The organism is Fulvivirga marina (assembly GCF_016775155.1).
GTDB classification, from domain to species: Bacteria; Bacteroidota; Bacteroidia; order Cytophagales; family Cyclobacteriaceae; genus Fulvivirga; species Fulvivirga marina.
The window spans coordinates 281479-298703 of the sequence record NZ_JAEUGD010000042.1; the positions used below are offsets into that span (position 1 = coordinate 281479).

Genomic DNA, 17225 nt, shown 5'->3' on the forward strand with positions numbered 1-17225 from the left:
ATTTAAATGGACAAAGCATTTTTAGTTGAGAAATTTCTTGAGAAGATCAGGTTGCTGATTTCCGCAACATTTAGAACTAGACATACGTGCCCATTTCCCATTATTGTGACTCCACTTATTAGCTTAACTTTATCAAATGGCCGCATTAATGGCTTTTCAACAATCTCCTTTTGTTGTAGAAGTTTGTCAACAACAAGCCCAATTGTGCGATTATTATATGACACAATAACAATATCAAGCTTCTTCTCAGGGTGGACTTCATTAAAGCTTTTATGCAAACTGTTAGGTCGGTAAACAGTTAGGTCGAGTATATCTTTCAGAAAAACAATTGATATTATGTTACCGAGATAGGTGGAAACAAGTCCGTTAGCAACTTTATGAATATCTGGTTTATAAAGTGATACTACTGCTTTAGTATAAGATAGGGGTATCGCAAATGTTTCGCTATCTAATTCAAATAGCAATGTGCCTTTTACAGCCATTGAAGATGGTAGTCTTAAAGAGAAAGTAGTGCCAATGCCTTTTTTAGTATCTACCGATATATTTCCACCAATTGAATCTAATGCTTTTTTGACAACATCCATTCCAACTCCTCTGCCTGATATGGCTGTCACTTGATTCATGGTACTAAAACCAGGTTCGAAAATTATCTGAACCATTTCATTATCGGATAATTGATTGGCATCATCTGGAGAAATAAGACCCTGTTTGATGGCTTTCTTTCTAGCTGCGTCAATGTCAATACCCGCTCCGTCATCAATTATCTCAATTATCACAGCATCACTTTCACTACGAGCACTTAGAGTAATTACTCCCTCTTCTTTTTTATTATTTTTCTTTCGTATTTCAGGTTTTTCAATCCCATGGCCAACTGAATTTCTGATCAGATGAATGAGAGAATCACTTATTATCTGGAGAATATTTCTATCAATTTCAGTTTCTGTACCTTTAAGCACTAGTCCCACTTTCTTTTTCTCAAGATTAGCCGCATCTCTAACTACTCTATGGAATTTATTAAACAAAAAGCCAACCTGAACTAACCTAACATCCATTACAGAATATTGGAGATCTGAAGATATTCTATTGAGACGTGTGTATTCATTAGTCTTTACTACTCCAGAATTAGAGGCAATTATTCTGTCTCTTTCAATTACCAATTCTTCAACCAGATTGAGAAGATTATCCAGCTTTCTCACTGGAACTTGAACGAGGTCTGAAAAGCTTATTTTTGAATTATCATTCTCAGGTTCTTCATCTAACGGATCAAAAATAGAATCTTCTTCAACCGATGTATCATTAGCTGGTGAAACATTATCTTCTACACTTTTTTCTTCTCCTGAAGATTTAGCTAATGCTTCATTTTTTGTAGTCCTTAAAAGGACTTCCATTTTCGTCTTTATCCCTCTAAATTTTACAGCTTTATTATCTTTAATGGCATTTATTAACTTTCCAAGGGTGTCTAAAGCTTTAAATAATGTGGTGAAAATTGAATCTTCAAGCACCAATTTACCTTCTCTTGCTTCACCAAAAAGATCTTCTAAAATGTGGGAAAAATCCGACACATTTTTAAACCCCATTCCTGCTGCATTACCTTTTAATGTATGTGTAATTCTAAATATTGCATTAATGGTTTTTTTATCGCCAGGGCTCTTCTCCAGTTGTGTCAATAGTCTATTCAACTCCTCATAATTCTCAAGAGCTTCAGCTAAAAATATTTCCTTATATTCTTCTTCTTTAGACATGACTATTTATGTTTAGACTTCATATTAAAAGCAGCTCATAACAAATCCTGGTATTTCATTTAGATTGACCACATAATCAATTGCACCAATGTCTATTGCAGACTGAGGCATCCCATTGACTACACATGATTTACCCTCCTGTGCGATGGTCAAACCGCCTTTTTCTTTCATTTTTAGAAGGCCCTGACTGCCATCTTTACCCATCCCGGTAAGGATGATACCGATACCTTTGGTACCATATATTTCAGCAACCGATAAGAACATGCAGTCCACTGAGGGGTTGTTAAATTCTTTAAAAGTTTTCTTACTTACTCTAAAATAAGCTTCACCCTTTTCATTTAACCCAATCTCGTAATTGTCCGTACCAGGTGTTATATAGATAGTACCCTTTTTTAGAGCTTCATTTCTTTTGGCTAATCTTATATCTAAAGGAACCAATGTATTCAAGCGATGAGCAAATGATTCCAAGAATCTCTCAGGCATATGTTGGACAATAACAACAGGAACCATTAGGTTTTCAGGTAGCTGTTTAACTATTAATTCAATTGCACGGGGACCACCTGTAGAAGATCCTATCGCTATTATATGGTAAAGTGAATTTTTATCGAATGTATGTTTATTCGTGTTTACTTTATTCTGCTGATGGTTTAGAACATTGGAATCAAATCCTGAGGCAATCTTGATTTTATCTTTTAGTTTTTTGAGTTCATTTTTAAAATCTTCCGGGTTTTTTGTTTGTGGTTTATCTATAAAATCAAACGCCCCAGCATTAAGTGCGTCAAATATTTCAGGTGTTGTTTTACCTAAAGAGCTTAATAAAATAATAGGTAATGGATTGTTTGACATGATTTCTTTCACGGCAAACAACCCGTTGAAATCAGGCATAAGCATATCCGTTACTACCACGTCTGGATGAAGTTTCCTTGCCATTTTTGCACCTTCCTTGCCATTAATTGCAGTGCCCACAACTTCAATTTCAGGGTCAGAACGTAACGCATCGGATATCATAATTCTCATGAGACCAGAATCTTCAATTAGCAGTGTTTTTATTTTTTTCAACTTCGCCAGATCTAAGCTTTAGCCACTGCACCAAGTAAAATTTCAGATGTAAAGGGTTTAACGATATAGTCTAAAGCTCCCAGGCTCATGCCTTCTGATATCACCGAATCCTGGCCAACAGCGCTTATCATGATCACCTTGGAAGTAAGGCCCTCTTCTTTGAATACTTTTAAAATATCGGTGCCTATCATATCCGGTAAAATGTTATCAAGTGTTATAATATCAGGCATTAATTCGAAGGCTAGGTCAATTGCTTCCTCACCATTGGCAGCTTCTCCAATGATGGAGTATCCACCTTCACTTAGAGCGTCCTTAATAAGTGTTCGCATATAAAGTGAGTCATCTACTACAAGTACACTTTTACTCATTTCATTAATTGTTTATATGGTTATGAAATTTTTGTTGAGGGGTACTAACTATTAACTCCCCAGTGGAAATATTCAATCTTGCGGTTCTACTCTCATTACCACCCAAGTCTTCTGATTCTATCAGTATCCTCATTTTTTTTAGATCCTTCTTTACTGAATCGACATTTCTTTTCCCGATGCAATAAGATTCCATGCTGAAAATATTTGCACCACCAACAAGTCTTGCCCTGATGGTTAAAGGCTGACTTCCTAGCAATAGCATTTCACTGATCATGGCAGTAATGATATTGAAGCCGCCACATTTATCAGAAGGTGTCATTATGTGTGCACCAGCTCCAATTCTTTTGAATTTGTCATAGAGGAACACACCAACACATGAGCCTAAACCGAAGCAAATAATTTCGCCAGGAGAATTAGAAACAGCCCACTCGCTCAACCCTAAAACATGTGTTTGTTTCATGTTATTGAGATTTCGCATCTTCAAGAGCGGCTAAGGTTTCTAATTCTGGCTCGTCGAGCACTTTGAAAATATCAATTAGAATAATTAGTCTATTATCTAATTTGACAAGGCCCTTGATATAATCTGAATTCAAGTTGTTGTCATGAATAACATTTACTGATTGCTCTATATTACTGGATTTAATAGTTAAAGTATTGGGCACTTCTGTTACTAAAATTCCAACCTTATAATCCTCACTTTCTATAACCAATGTGTAATTATTGGCCTCATTAGCTTCAGCGGTTGTTGTGGCTTCTTTTAACCCAAACTTCTCCTCGAGATCAACAATGCCAATAATATTACCACGAATGTTTGCTACGCCTTTTACAAAACTTCGTGTTTGTGGCATTTTGGTGATATTCGGAGTTAATACCACTTCCTTGATTTGATCAATATGGATTCCATATTCCTCATCACCTTGTCGAAATACTATCAATTGCTGAGAAGCGACCAGTTGCTCGGTTTCTACAGTTTTCGCTTCATGTTTTTCCTGATCTAACATGTTATTAGCGTTTTCTTAATGTGAATTGATTAACCCCTGCCTGAAGTTCAGCGGCAACAGCTGATAGTTGATCACTTGCTGCTGCTATTTCTTCCATACTAGAGTCAAGCTCTTGAGAGCTGCTAGCAACCTCCTGGGTGCCAGCAGCTGTTTCTTCAGCTACTACTACTATCTGCTCGATGTTTTTAACCACGGTATCTATCGACTTTTTCTGACCCGATGTAGCTTCCTGTATTTCTAATGAATAACTAAAAGTCTCATCACTTGATTTAGCTATTTGCTGGAAGATGCTTTCAGCTTCTACAGTGGCAGTATTGCCATGCTTAACGCTTACTTCCATTGTTTCAATGGCCTTGCTCGCTGATGAGGTGTCTTTCTGGACATCTTTGATGATTTTTTCAATATCAATTGCCGATTTTCTTGAATCTTCAGCCAGTTTTCTAATTTCTTCAGCTACAACTGCAAATCCACGCCCGGCATCTCCAGCCCGAGCAGCCTCTATAGCCGCATTAAGAGCTAATAAATTAGTCTGTGCTGCAATGTCAGTAATTACATTTAACGTCCTGGCTATTTCTTCTGCCCGTTCCGTCAATACTTTAATTGAAGAGGCTGTTAAATCGGCAGAAGAACTTATTCCTGTCATATTATCCACAAGCTCCTTAATTATTTTAAGTCCTAATTCAGAGCTTTCTTGTCCATTTTCAGCTGCCTTATTTATTAAATTTGCTTTACTCTCCATTTCAACTGCAGAGTTCATTACTTCCTCAGCTAATTTAGATGACTCATCTGTTTTTGAAGCCTGATCTTGCGCACCTTTAGACATTTGAGATATTGCAGAGGCAACCTCTGTAGTATTGCTCTTCATACTTTGACATTGCATCAGCATGCTGTCTGCCGAATTTGCTACTTGTTGAGCCCCATCATCTATGGTACTTAAAAGAGCATTCAGGTTTTCTAAGGCTTTATTGAGAGCATCTCCCATTTCTCTAACATATCCATCGGCATTCATTTCAAATGAGGTAGTCAAATCCCCTTCAGCCATTTTATTAACGATATCCTTAACTTCCATTACTGGGAATTTGACGAATGAAATGTCAGTAGCTATTTCTATTATTCTTGCAATATTTCCATTCTCATCGGCAACAGGAGCGTAAGCAGCTTGCAACCAAACTTTGCTGCTATCCTTTTTGATTCTAAGAAATTCCCCTTGTTGCACTTCACCGTTAGCAAGTGCTTTCCAGTAAGATTTATATTCTAAAGAGGATATATAATCCTCATCGCAAAATATTTTATGATGTTTTCCTTTAATGTCATCGACATTACTATAGCCCATGGTTTTAAGGAAATTATCATTTGCAGAAACTACGGTACCATCAGGATCATATTCGATAAAACCCCAACCGGTATCAACGGCCTTTTGTAGCTGAGAGGCTTTTAGTTTTGCTTCACGTTCTTGAGTTATATCTTTTATAAATGCAGTGTACTGCGTGGTTCCTGCTGCAACTACTTTACTAAGTGATAGATTTCCCCAAAAAGTACTACCATCCTTCCTTGTCATCTGAAGATCTCGGCCTAGGCCAACAACTTTATTCACTCCTGTATCTAAATTGGATTTTACATAATTGTCATGATTCGCACGATGTTCTACTGGCACTATCATTTTGACATTTTGACCAATGACCTCATCTCTACTATAACCAAACATTTTCTCTGCGGCCTTATTAAAAAAGGTCACAAGTCTGTCTTCATTAATTGTCACTACAGAATCTAATGCCTGCTCTAAAATTTCCCTGTTTTTTATCTTCTCTTCAACCTCTTCAGTTATGTCTTTAATAAAAGCGGTAAATTGAGTTTTGCCATTAAATTCAACCTTACTTAATGAAAGGTTACCCCAAAATTTAGAACCATCTCGTCTGGTCATTTCTAAGTCACGGCCTGAGCCAACAACTTTGTTCACTCCAGTCTCGATATTGTCACTGATATACTTGTCATGATTACCACGGTGTTCAATGGGAACAATCATTTTTACATTTTTACCAATTACTTCTTCTCTACTGTAACCGAACATTTTTTCTGCAGAACTGTTGAAAAACTCAATTATTTTATCAGAATTAATGGTGACAACAGAATCTACAGCTTGTTCAAGAATTTGAATATTCTTCTGCTTTTCCTCAACCTCATCTGTTATATTTTTAATGAAGGCAGTGTATTGAAGCTCACCACCAACATTAACTTTACTTAATGAAAGGTTACCCCAAAATTTGGAACCGTCTCGTCTGGTCATTTCTAAGTCACGGCCTGAGCCAACAACTTTGTTAACTCCGGTTTCAATATTGTCACTGATATACTTGTCATGATTATCACGGTGTTCAATAGGAACAATCATTTTGACATTTTTACCAATAACTTCGTCTTTTGAATAGCCAAATAAAAGCTCTGCTGAGTTATTATAAAATGTGATTAATTTGTTTGAATCTATTGTGACAATGGCATCAACAGCTTGTTCAAGAGTCTGTTCAATTCTCATTTGAACTCGTTTCATTTCTTCTTGAGTGGTGGTCATTTCCTCAAGATTTTGTCTTAATTCTTCTTCCTGAGACCTAACTGATTCTAGAGCTTCTTGAATTTCAGCTTTTTCGGCTGTTACATCAAAGGCCACTTTTATTACTTTTACAACCTCACCTTTTTCATTGCTTACCGGAGTGTATGATGCTTGAAGCCAAACCTCTCTTCCGTTTTTACCAAATCGCCTAAACTTTCCTGTTTGAGGTTCCCCATTTTTAAGTTTGTTCCAAAAGGCTTTATAGTCCTTTGATTTCGAATAATCTTCTTCAATAAAAATGCTATGGTTATTTTTGATAATATCCTTTTTGGCATAGCCCATTATCTTTAAGAATTTCTCATTTGCATCAATTATAATCCCTTTGGGGTCAAATTCGATGGATGCAAAGGCAGCATTAATAGCATCCAATTTGCCTTGTAGATTTATGTCAATATTTTTTTCTACTGATCCATTATCATTGCTTTTACTTGTAGGCTTATTTTCTTTTGATAATTTGGTGTTTGCCATAGTTGTATTGTTTGATATCCCGAGAATGTCTTTTTTTGTTTTGGAAACTATGTCCATAATTTCCTCTTGTATAGCCGTATCAATTTTTAGTGTTACTAGTGTGGAGGTTAAATGATTGGCTACTGCATTGAAATGCGTTTCGTTAAGTCCTTTCTTAAGCAGGGGTTTGTGAGCAGCGGCCAATGATTTTCCGGTATATTTGACGGGGGCTCCAAAAGCATACATCAAGAATGATGTCATTTTATGCTTTTGCTCACCAATGTCAATTCCATCAAAGAATGGAGTCAATAATGAATCCTCCATTATCTGCTTATATAGAATTTCACTTGCTTTTTCAAGCAACTTTTTTCCTCCAATTCTTTGATAAAGAGTTGATTCTGTAGTTATTTTTTTTTCAGTTGACATGCTGTTTTTTTAGTTTAAGATGCCGTGAATTATTGCTGTTTTTTCAGTATTCATGTCCAGATTCTTCGCTAATTTTCTTATCCTGATAGTGGGCGTTTGGCAACTCGCAAACCTTAATTGTTCGTACATACTCACATACGCACATATAGACGTTCGGGCGTGCATAGTATAAATACTTCTTCAAGGTTGGACTTTAAACCGCGTAGCCAAATTCTAATTTCGAATTCACTGCATTCCAATTCATCATTAGGGCTGTATTCTATACCTACTATCTTTTTTGATACCACACACTATACCGTTATAAAATTCCGCATGCACCTGAGTTCTAAGTGTCTTCATAAACAACACTTTATATAACTTGAAAGTAGCCTTAAACCTGAACTGATTAAATACCTGATTACTCGGTAATTAATGAGTGTGAAATGGAAATTTTAAGGAGTATGTATACTATTTCGTTACGTAGTTATACGTAACGCATCTATTGATTTTTCAGGTTTGCTTTCATTGAAATTAATCGTCCTTTTATATCATTAGGGACATTAACTTCTACTATGGTACCCTTTTTTACTTCTGAATTAACAGTTATAGTTCCATTGAGTTTATTAAGAGTTTCTTTAACTATATACAACCCTATACCTGAACCTTTCGACCGGTGTGTCCCTCTGAAGAACATGTCAAAAATATTAGGTAAATGACTGTCTGGAATGCCTATGCCAGTATCACGGATTTCTAACCATAGTCTATCAGGGTGATGGTGGCTATTAATTTCTACCGTATGTATTGCATTATTTGGGTCATAGAATAGTATTGCATTTTTAATAACATTGGTAATAATAACTTTCAACCGTTCAGAATCTGAATAGAAGGCAAAATCATCCTGACAATTAATACTAATTTTGGTGTTTTGATATTCTGTCTCATGGTGCAATTTATCTATGGTCTCCTTTATTAATTTTCTAGTGTCAATTCTTGTGCTCTGAACTTTAGAACCGGAATTTTGAGCCAGATCAATTGTATCCTCAAGTATACCCTTAAGTATGTTGGTACTTTTCTTTATCATTTGTGTATACTCGGATACAGCCTCAGGAATTTCTCTATCCATATCAAGAAGCTGGCATAACCCTAAAATTGTGGTAAGCGGTGACTTTAAATCATGGGATACACTATAAAAAAATCTATCAAGCTTTTGATTTAATTGTTTTAGTTCAGCATTTTTTTGTTGAAGAGTAATTTTGTTTTGGCTTAAGTCAGAAAGGCTTATAATGGAGAAATCAATAAACTTCTTATTTTCATTATCTACATATTTTGACCCGCTAAGAATACCTTCAAAAACTTGACCATACTTTTTCTTAAACATTATCAACTCATTAACGATAATGCCATCTGAGTCAATCAGATTAAGGATATTGTTGCTTTGTTCGGTGTTATTAAAAATTACCGACATAGAATTTTCTAGAAGTTCCCCTTCATTGGAATAGCCGAACAATTCCAGCATTTCATCATTGACGTATACAATATCACCACACTGATATGCACGAAAATTCGCATTATTTAGATTTTTGTGAATTGATTGAAGTATTAAATCTCTCTTGGTTACTTCTTGCTCTTTACGCTTAAACTCAGTAATGTCCTTAAAAGTGAAAATGAATAAATATGGCAGGTCTGCAACATTCAACTTTACTGAAATGCCTGTTATTTTTAACCATTTGCTATTATTGTCATTAAATACATGTACATCACTTTCAATATAATCTGTTTTTCCCTTAAACAGAGACTTTAGCTCTTTACCTATTTCTTTGGAATTCCCCCCAAGCATGTCGGGAATATTTCTCGGTATTAAAGCATTGGAAGAAAGGATATTCTTTGATATCTCAAGGGCCTCTAAGTTGTATTTTATGATTTTTCCTCTGGCATCAGATAAAACTAAACCCGTTTGTACTTTATGGATAAATGATCTTTTCAATAAATCAAAATCAGAGATATGTTTACTTGTAGCTTTCAATTTTCATTGTTTATGATTTGTATTCCAATGACTTTGACTCAGTAACATTTTGGTCAACTAATCAATTTTTCAAGTCCATATTTTGGAACTGTGTCTTCTTCAATAATCCAATGCTCAGGCAATTCAAAATAGATATCCGAAAAAGAGTTTATTATGACAATTACCTTCTTGAAATGAGTGTTAATCCATTCCTTTTCCGCCAACACTTCACTGGTATTTGCACCACTCCAATCAATAATTAATATCGAACTATTACTAATTTTCGATTTTTTTAAATACTTAAGAAGTCTAATGCCAGCAAACTCGATATTATCATCTATATACTTTTGCTTAAATAATACATGATTAGATTTATAGGTACTTAAATATCTTACCGAAGCTATATGCTCAATTTCTACAGGAAGATGTAGAGATATTTTGGTGCCCTGTTTTGGCTTACTAACAATTTCAATTTCACCCTTTAGTTTACTGACCAGTTCCTTTACGATGGCAAGGCCAAGTCCTGTGCCTCCTTCAGTTTTTTCTAAATAGTTATTAGTTGTAAAAAAAGGTTTAAATACCTTTTCTATATTCTCCGCCAGAATACCAACTCCAGTGTCTTCTAAAGTGATTTTCAACAGTGATTTTTCAATATCCGGAGCGAAATAAACAAAAGCCCCTCCGGAGCTGGTGTACTTTAAAGAATTTGACAATAAATAATAAAGAACTTGATAAATAGAATTGAAGTGACTTTTTAATGTTACAGCTTGATGTTCATTACATTCAACATCCAGGATTAAACCCTTTTCTAAAAACTTACTTTTAAATTCTGTTTTTATTGCTTGAATTACTTTACTCAAGAGGAATCTTGATTTCAGTAATGGGTAAACATTAGAACTTAATTCAGTGTAAAACAGAATATCATTAAAAACATTATTTAAGTAATGTGATGATTCTAAAAAGTCAGTTAGTAATTTTTTGTTTATTTGAATCTTGATATGCTCAGGTAAGGCTTCATTAAAACTTATTATTGTACTAATGGGAGTTCTTATTTCATGACTCATCATTGAAAGAAATCTATCCTTGACTTTCAAGGTGTTTATTGCTCTATTCTTTTCTTCGAGTAGCTTTTCTTCCAATAATTTTTGCTCAGTAATATCAGTGATTATACCAATGAATCTTGTCTCATTATTTCTAAGTTTAAAAGCACTAGATTTTATCCAAATCCACTTCATAATACCTGACGGTGTAACTATTCTATACTTCAGGTTTAACCGACCATCTTGGTGCTTATCTTTATGTTTTTGCACATAGTCTATGTCGTCTTCGTGGACGAAATCGATAGTAATGTTATTTTTACCATTAAATTCATTTGCATTAACCTCTAGTAAGTTGTTAATGGAAGGACTTACATATAATATCTTTTCATTTGTTCTTAAAAATAGTACCTCATCTAACCCTTCAGCGAGGTGCTGAAACTTCAGCTCACTTTCCTCGAGTTTGACATGCACTCTACTTTTGTAGGTTATATCATGCAAAGCCCCAACCACCTTTATGGGCTTGTCATTTAAATCACTAATTACCTGAAAAAAGCACTTTAAATTCAGCTCATTACCATTTCCATCAATAATTGGAAAATTCAATACCTGTCTCTTTTTAACAGACATTATTTCATCTAGATTTCTTTTTACAACCTCTTGGCCTCTGGGAGTTAAAAAGGGAATTACATCATTTAAAGAATTGACCTCTAATAAATTGATTCCAAATTTGACTTTACTGATATTTTCTGACCATGAAATGGTATCGGTAGCAATATCATATTCAAATGACAAATGATTCTTGGGATAAATGTTGGGAGCAAGACCTGGATAAGATTCCCCTATTTTTGTTTTATACCTTCTTTTATTAATTAAAATTTTTGCCGCTTGGCTAAGAATAACTTCCGCAATGAGTTTATGGTGTGCATTTAATTGATTTTCACCAAAAGCTATTTTGATTACGTAGTAATCGGCTGATGAAACTTCACTTCTTATGAGAATATATATTACACCCTTTTCATAATGGATGTAAGATTGATGGTTTATAAATTCTTGCAGTACTTCTGCAGGAACATCTATATCACCATTATTAAGCGCATTATTTTGGTAATAAAATAGCTGTTTGTTGCTGCTATTATGATTTCTAAAAAGCAATACAAATGCAGCACTAAAATTGTCTACTAGACTATCGGCAATTCTTAGCAGATATTTCTCGATAGAACCATCAGTCACGTCACTGCTAACCAGAGCTAGCAATACTTTCGAATAATTGATGTCATCCATACCCCTCTGTTGAAATTTAACTGAAAGGTATTACCCTTATTAGAAAGTTACAGTAAGTGTTTCTACGTTAAAATGGGGCAGGTTTTTACTAATCTATTAAGTATAGTAAATCATTAATTTTGAGTTGAATAATCTTAATATTACTCTTAAACCTACTATTAATTTTTTCAAGTGATTGACATTCATTAAATATTGTTAATAGCTTGGCGTGCTGTAATTGGCTGATTATTGGGCTAATTTTATGCATTTCTCTTTTAACATTAACTAAATCACCTTCATCACTATACTTCTTAATGTTGGCATTGAATATCTTCAAATCTTGTTTAAGTATATCTTTAAACTCTTTTAATTTGAGAGGCTCAGCTTGAAAAGCCCGCTCGTAATATTGAAAATTAAATGGTAAGTTTCTGTGCGACTCAACTCTATTGAGATATTTATCTAGCAAATCTAAAAGATGCTGGGAATTCATGGGTTTTGTTATGATATCATTCATGCCAGATTCCACAATTTTATTTTTAGCCATTTCACTGATATCTGCGGTAAAAGCAATAATGGGTATATTTTTTAATTCATCTGATCCTCTTCTTATTAACATAGAAGTTTCATATCCATCCATTCCTGGCATTTGAACATCCATCAAAATTAAATCATACTTTCTTTTTGATAATTTATTAATTGCTTCTTCACCATTATTGGCTATGTCACACACAATATTTAAATCCTCAAGAAAGGTTTGAACTAGAAATTGATTAGTATAAACATCTTCAATGTAAAGAATTCTCTTTCCATTAAATTCATTTCTTAAAGAAAGCCTTTTAGATATTGGTGCACTTTGATTAGCTTCATCAAGTATCGTTAACTCCAACGGAATTTCAACATGGAAACTAGACCCCTGACCAACTTCACTTTCTACGTCAATTTTACCATCAAAAAGACCCACCAATTTTTTGACAATAGCGAGACCAAGACCAGTTCCACCTTTCTGATGGCTAATATTCATTTTGCTCTGTTCAAATAATTCAAATATTATTTTTTTATCACTCTCATTAATTCCTATTCCTGTATCCTTTATGGTGAAGCGAATATTAGCTATTGACTTGGATAACTTAACCATTCTTGCTTGTATTGTTACCTCACCAGAATCAGTAAATTTGATGGCATTCAGTACCAGGTTATTTATTATTTGCTTTAACCGGGTAACGTCACCATTGACGTACTTGGGCAAGTCCGTACAAAGAAATAGCCTTAACAAAACCCCCTTTTCATTAGCCAATATTGCAAAAGTGTTTTTGGCTTCTAGCAGGAGATCATGCAGGTTAAAGGGCTGTTTAATAATTTCAACTTTATCTGCCTGAATCTTTGTGAAATCAAGTATATCTGTAATCAATCTCATCAAATTGTCAGCCGACAACTTCAATGTTTTTAACATTTTTAGCTGACTTTTCTTTGGATTTTTATTTAACAGTATTTCACTTAATCCAATTACTGAGTTCAAAGGGGTTCTGATTTCATGGCTCATTATAGAGAGAAAATCCTCCTTTATCCGAGAAGCTTTTTCCGTCTCTTTTTTCGATTCCTCTAACTCAGCTTCCCGTTCTTTTAATTTTGTAATATCACTGCTCAATGAGAAGTAATAATAATTATCACTTAAGCCATTGATTTTAAAAGGTACTATCGTTTTCAATAACCAAAAATAGGACCCATCCTTAGCCTTGTTCTTGACTTCCCCCCGCCATATTTTTCCAGCAATTATGGTATTCCACATATCTTTGAAGAATTCTTTGCTGTGGTACCCGGAATTAACAATTCTATGCGACTGCCCTATAACTTCATCTTCATCATACCCGGATATTTCTTCAAATTTCCGATTTACCTCTAATAAGTCTCCCTTATGATCTGTCGCCGACAAGATAGCTATTTCATTAATGGCATTGTTTCTTACGCTTAATTTGGTGTTTAATATCTCTAGCTCTGTTTTAGAGACAACAAGCTGTTTGTTTTGGCGTTTTATGAGTGAATTTTTTTGATCAACCTCCTCAATACGCAAGGTTAGTTCGCGAGTTAGGTCTTTAAATTTATTGTTGGATTTAACAAGATCAGCGTTTAATATTTTTAGCTTTTCCTGTGCTAACACCCTTTCATGGGTATTATGCGAAGTAGAAATAAACTGCTCGAAGTTTCCTTCAATATCATACGATAATTTAAGTGAATGCTCAAGCCAAATAAACTGGCCTTTTTTGGTTTTACACCTTGTCTCAATTACAAGAATCTCATTTTGTTGTTCAATGGCTTTACTTAATTCAGACCTCACCAGTTGAGCATCATCATCATGTACACAATCTAAAAATGCTAAATTTTTAAACTCTCTCAAGCTATAACCAAGTACTTGGGTGATGGAGGGAGACACATAAATATTTTCAAAATTTGAATTAAAAATACAAATTATATCAGTGACGTTATCAGCTAATAATTTGTACAGAGACTGGCTATCTCGCAATTTCTCCTCTGTTTCTTTAAGTTCCGTTATATCTACGAATGATGCATGCCGGCATTTTTCACCTTCGTAAATAATATCCTTAACAGAGACTTGACATTTGAATGGCTTTCCATTCGCTTTTAAGTATTCACAGATGAAAGTTTCGTTCAAAGGCTTTCCTTGCTCTACTTTTGTTAAGCGTTCTCGTAGAATACTTCTCCCATTTTCACTTGCGTGATCTAAAATGGATTTTGATAAAAAAGATTTCAATGAACTATAACCAAACATTTTAAACAAAGCGGGATTAGCAAATGATATTTTATTGCCCTTTGCTATTCCAATGCCCATTGAGGTACTTTGAACCAATGAACGGTATTTTTGTTGACTTTCGTTTAACTTTTGATTTGTAACCTCAAGTTCCTTTGTTCTTTTTTTAACTAACGCCTCAAGATTAGACCTGTATTTTTCAAGTTCAAGCTCGATATTTTTGTATTCAGTAATATCTGTTGCAGTACCTAATGATCTTAAGGCATTACCATTTTTATCTCTGGTGGTTTTGCATTGTTCATGTATATATTTAAGGTTGCCCTTTTTTGTAATTACCCTATGTACAATACTGTATTCAGAATTGTTATGAATATGATCTAAAAATGCAGCATTTACTTCATCATGGTCATCCGGATGAACTAATCCCAAAAAAACATCATAATTTGCAGGGCCTGAATTTATTGGAAGTTCAAGAAGTCTATAAACTTGTTCCGACCAGTATAATTTGTTTTCAACAATATCTAATTCCCAGCTACCGACTTTACCAATTTCCTGAGCTTGTTTTAATGCCAGTTCACTTGCTTCTAATTTATCCCTTTGATTTTTAAGATTACTTATATTTTTACTTACAGTAGCCATTTTCATAGGTTTCCCTGTAAGCGGATCATTGATTATAAAAATATCGAAGAGTACATCAATCAATTCTCCTGTAGAAATGTTCTTAAACTTACTTTCTCCAGCCCATCTTCCTTCTGTAGCTATCGCAGGGGATATCGTTTCTTTGATTTGTTTCTTTCCCTCATCATCAAAGTAATCAAGAATGTGTGTTTGTTGGTAATCGTCACCCATGCCTAATAGGCGATGAGCATAATCATTTACAAATTGTATATTACCGTCCAAGTCAGAAATCCCGATAATATCTTCAGCATTTTCAACAATTAAAGCTAATTGATGTAGTTCTTTTTCTACCTTTTTGTTTTCGGTAATGTCAGCAGCATAGCCAATCATTCCATAGGGAATACCCTTTTCATCCTTTAAAAGAGACAATGATATATCAAGGTTAATTCTATTACCTTGTTTGGTAATACCAATTGCTTCTGTCCTATGCGAATCATTTTGGATAAGTTTACCCATTATCTCATTAGCCAGGTGCTCATGTTGATCATCAGGGTAAAGCATAGTTATGTGATTCCCTAGCATCTCTTCACGAGAATACCCATTAATCAATACAGCTCCGTGATTTACATAGGTCATGATGCCATTCATGTCAACACAGATAATGGATAAATGGCTATCATCAATGGATTGTGATTGCTTTAGAATTTCATGCTCTTTTATTTTCAACTGAGTAATATCATTGCCAATGCTTAGTACTTCAATCAAATTACCGTTTTGATTAAACGGGTGATTGGTCCAACTCATCCACACACGTGTACCATCTTTTTTTACATTTTCATTTTCACAAATACCAAATGCTTCAGGGTCTGATAATACATCATTTACCATTTGAGAGAGGTCATTACCCAATGAATCAAATTCAGGTACAATAGTTCCAATCACCGGTTTTCCTATCAACTCATTTTCGTTGAACCCAAAATATTCATAGGTAAATTTGTTGGCAAAACCTATTGTGCCATCGGCTCTCAGTTTAATAATACAGCTGTTAGCATTTTCAACTATATCCCTATATAGTTTTTCGGTAGCAATAGGTGCTCTTTGAGATATTGCCTCAGAGGTAATATCCCTTGCTAGTATTAGACAACCAATCAACTCACTATCTGAGTCAAAAATGGGTTTCCCAAGAATAGAAAAGTGCTTTAAACCTTCAGGAGAGAGTATTTTTGTGTCAAAATTGGTTTCCTTTTTATGTTTAAAAACGTACTCAACATGCTTAACTGTCTTATTCTTTTCTTCAATATCTGGTTGAAAGTCAAGTAAATTTTTACCCACAAGTTGATCTTGTTTGTAATTGGATGTGTTCCTATTTACTTCATTTATTACAAGGTTTTTGTCGAGTACTAAAATGATGTCTGATAAGCAATTGCAAACCGATTCATATAACTCATACTGAGATTGTGTTTGTTCTTTCTCAGCTAATAATGAATAAGAATGTATGACCTGATCTAAGGCCAACTCAACGTAAGTAGCTGGAACAGGTAGTTGCTTTGAATTTGAAAAGCCTAAATAAAGATGGCCTTTGTATTTATTGTGAAGCACTGGAAAAACCCAATAGGTACTTATTAATTTGGATTTAAATAAGCCTACGAAATCTGCTTCAGTTTTATTGTTTCGCGTAATTAATTTAGGCTTCTTAAGACCTTTGTGATATGTATTATTTTCTACAACGTTATTAACACCATCACCATTTGTGAAAATTAATTTTGGATGAGATTTAAGCTCATCCTTCATAAATGTGATAACCGATTTTTTGAGACTACTTGAGTCGTTACTTTTCTGAATTAATTGATTTAATTGCCTTAAGAATCTGGTGCCTGGCTCGTGCTGTAATTCTCCATGGTTAATTGATTTTTCCAA

9 protein-coding genes are annotated in these 17225 nt (G+C 34.4%); all 9 read right to left on the reverse strand.

Features of this window, described 5'->3' with window-relative positions:
- Nucleotides 1–2 precede the first annotated feature (2 nt).
- The 9 genes from JMN32_RS12035 to JMN32_RS12075 all read right to left on the reverse strand — a co-directional run bounded on the left by JMN32_RS12035 (nt 3) and on the right by JMN32_RS12075 (nt 17225).
- A complete protein-coding gene (locus JMN32_RS12035; protein WP_202856574.1) occupies nt 3–1742 on the reverse strand; it encodes a chemotaxis protein CheA in 1740 nt (579 codons plus the stop codon).
- Between the two features lie 24 nt (nt 1743–1766).
- Nucleotides 1767–2801, reverse strand: a complete 1035-nt coding sequence (cheB, locus tag JMN32_RS12040) for a chemotaxis-specific protein-glutamate methyltransferase CheB (protein ID WP_202856575.1) — start codon at nt 2799–2801, stop codon at nt 1767–1769.
- An 11-nt stretch (nt 2802–2812) separates the two neighbouring features.
- A complete protein-coding gene (locus JMN32_RS12045) occupies nt 2813–3169 on the reverse strand; it encodes a response regulator (RefSeq protein ID WP_202856576.1) in 357 nt (118 codons plus the stop codon).
- 4 nt (nt 3170–3173) lie between these two features.
- The gene (locus JMN32_RS12050; protein WP_202856577.1) at nt 3174–3629 is read right to left on the reverse strand and encodes a chemotaxis protein CheD; all 456 of its coding nucleotides are present in this window, start codon (nt 3627–3629) and stop codon (nt 3174–3176) included.
- Nucleotide 3630: 1 nt separating this feature from the next.
- Nucleotides 3631–4170 (reverse strand): chemotaxis protein CheW, encoded by a 540-nt coding sequence (locus tag JMN32_RS12055; protein WP_202856578.1) that lies wholly within the window; start codon nt 4168–4170, stop codon nt 3631–3633.
- A 4-nt stretch (nt 4171–4174) separates the two neighbouring features.
- Nucleotides 4175–7645 carry a PAS domain S-box protein gene (locus tag JMN32_RS12060; RefSeq protein ID WP_202856579.1) on the reverse strand — a complete coding sequence of 1157 codons (3471 nt, stop codon included), beginning with the start codon at nt 7643–7645 and terminating at the stop codon, nt 4175–4177.
- Nucleotides 7646–8123: 478 nt separating this feature from the next.
- Complete coding sequence (locus tag JMN32_RS12065; RefSeq protein WP_202856580.1) at nt 8124–9647, reverse strand: sensor histidine kinase; 1524 nt, start codon at nt 9645–9647, stop codon at nt 8124–8126.
- A 53-nt stretch (nt 9648–9700) separates the two neighbouring features.
- Complete coding sequence (locus JMN32_RS12070) at nt 9701–11947, reverse strand: PAS domain-containing sensor histidine kinase (RefSeq protein ID WP_202856581.1); 2247 nt, start codon at nt 11945–11947, stop codon at nt 9701–9703.
- An 88-nt stretch (nt 11948–12035) separates the two neighbouring features.
- Nucleotides 12036–17225, reverse strand: a complete 5190-nt coding sequence (locus tag JMN32_RS12075; protein WP_202856582.1) for a PAS domain S-box protein — start codon at nt 17223–17225, stop codon at nt 12036–12038.

Coding starts and splice junctions, on each gene's coding strand:
- JMN32_RS12055 (WP_202856578.1), bottom strand. CDS start 4,170: ATGTTAGATCAGGAAAAACATGAAGCGAAAACTGTAGAAACCGAGCAA.
- JMN32_RS12050 (WP_202856577.1), bottom strand. CDS start 3,629: ATGAAACAAACACATGTTTTAGGGTTGAGCGAGTGGGCTGTTTCTAAT.
- JMN32_RS12060 (WP_202856579.1), bottom strand. CDS start 7,645: ATGTCAACTGAAAAAAAAATAACTACAGAATCAACTCTTTATCAAAGA.
- JMN32_RS12035 (WP_202856574.1), bottom strand. CDS start 1,742: ATGTCTAAAGAAGAAGAATATAAGGAAATATTTTTAGCTGAAGCTCTT.
- JMN32_RS12070 (WP_202856581.1), bottom strand. CDS start 11,947: ATGGATGACATCAATTATTCGAAAGTATTGCTAGCTCTGGTTAGCAGT.
- JMN32_RS12045 (WP_202856576.1), bottom strand. CDS start 3,169: ATGAGTAAAAGTGTACTTGTAGTAGATGACTCACTTTATATGCGAACA.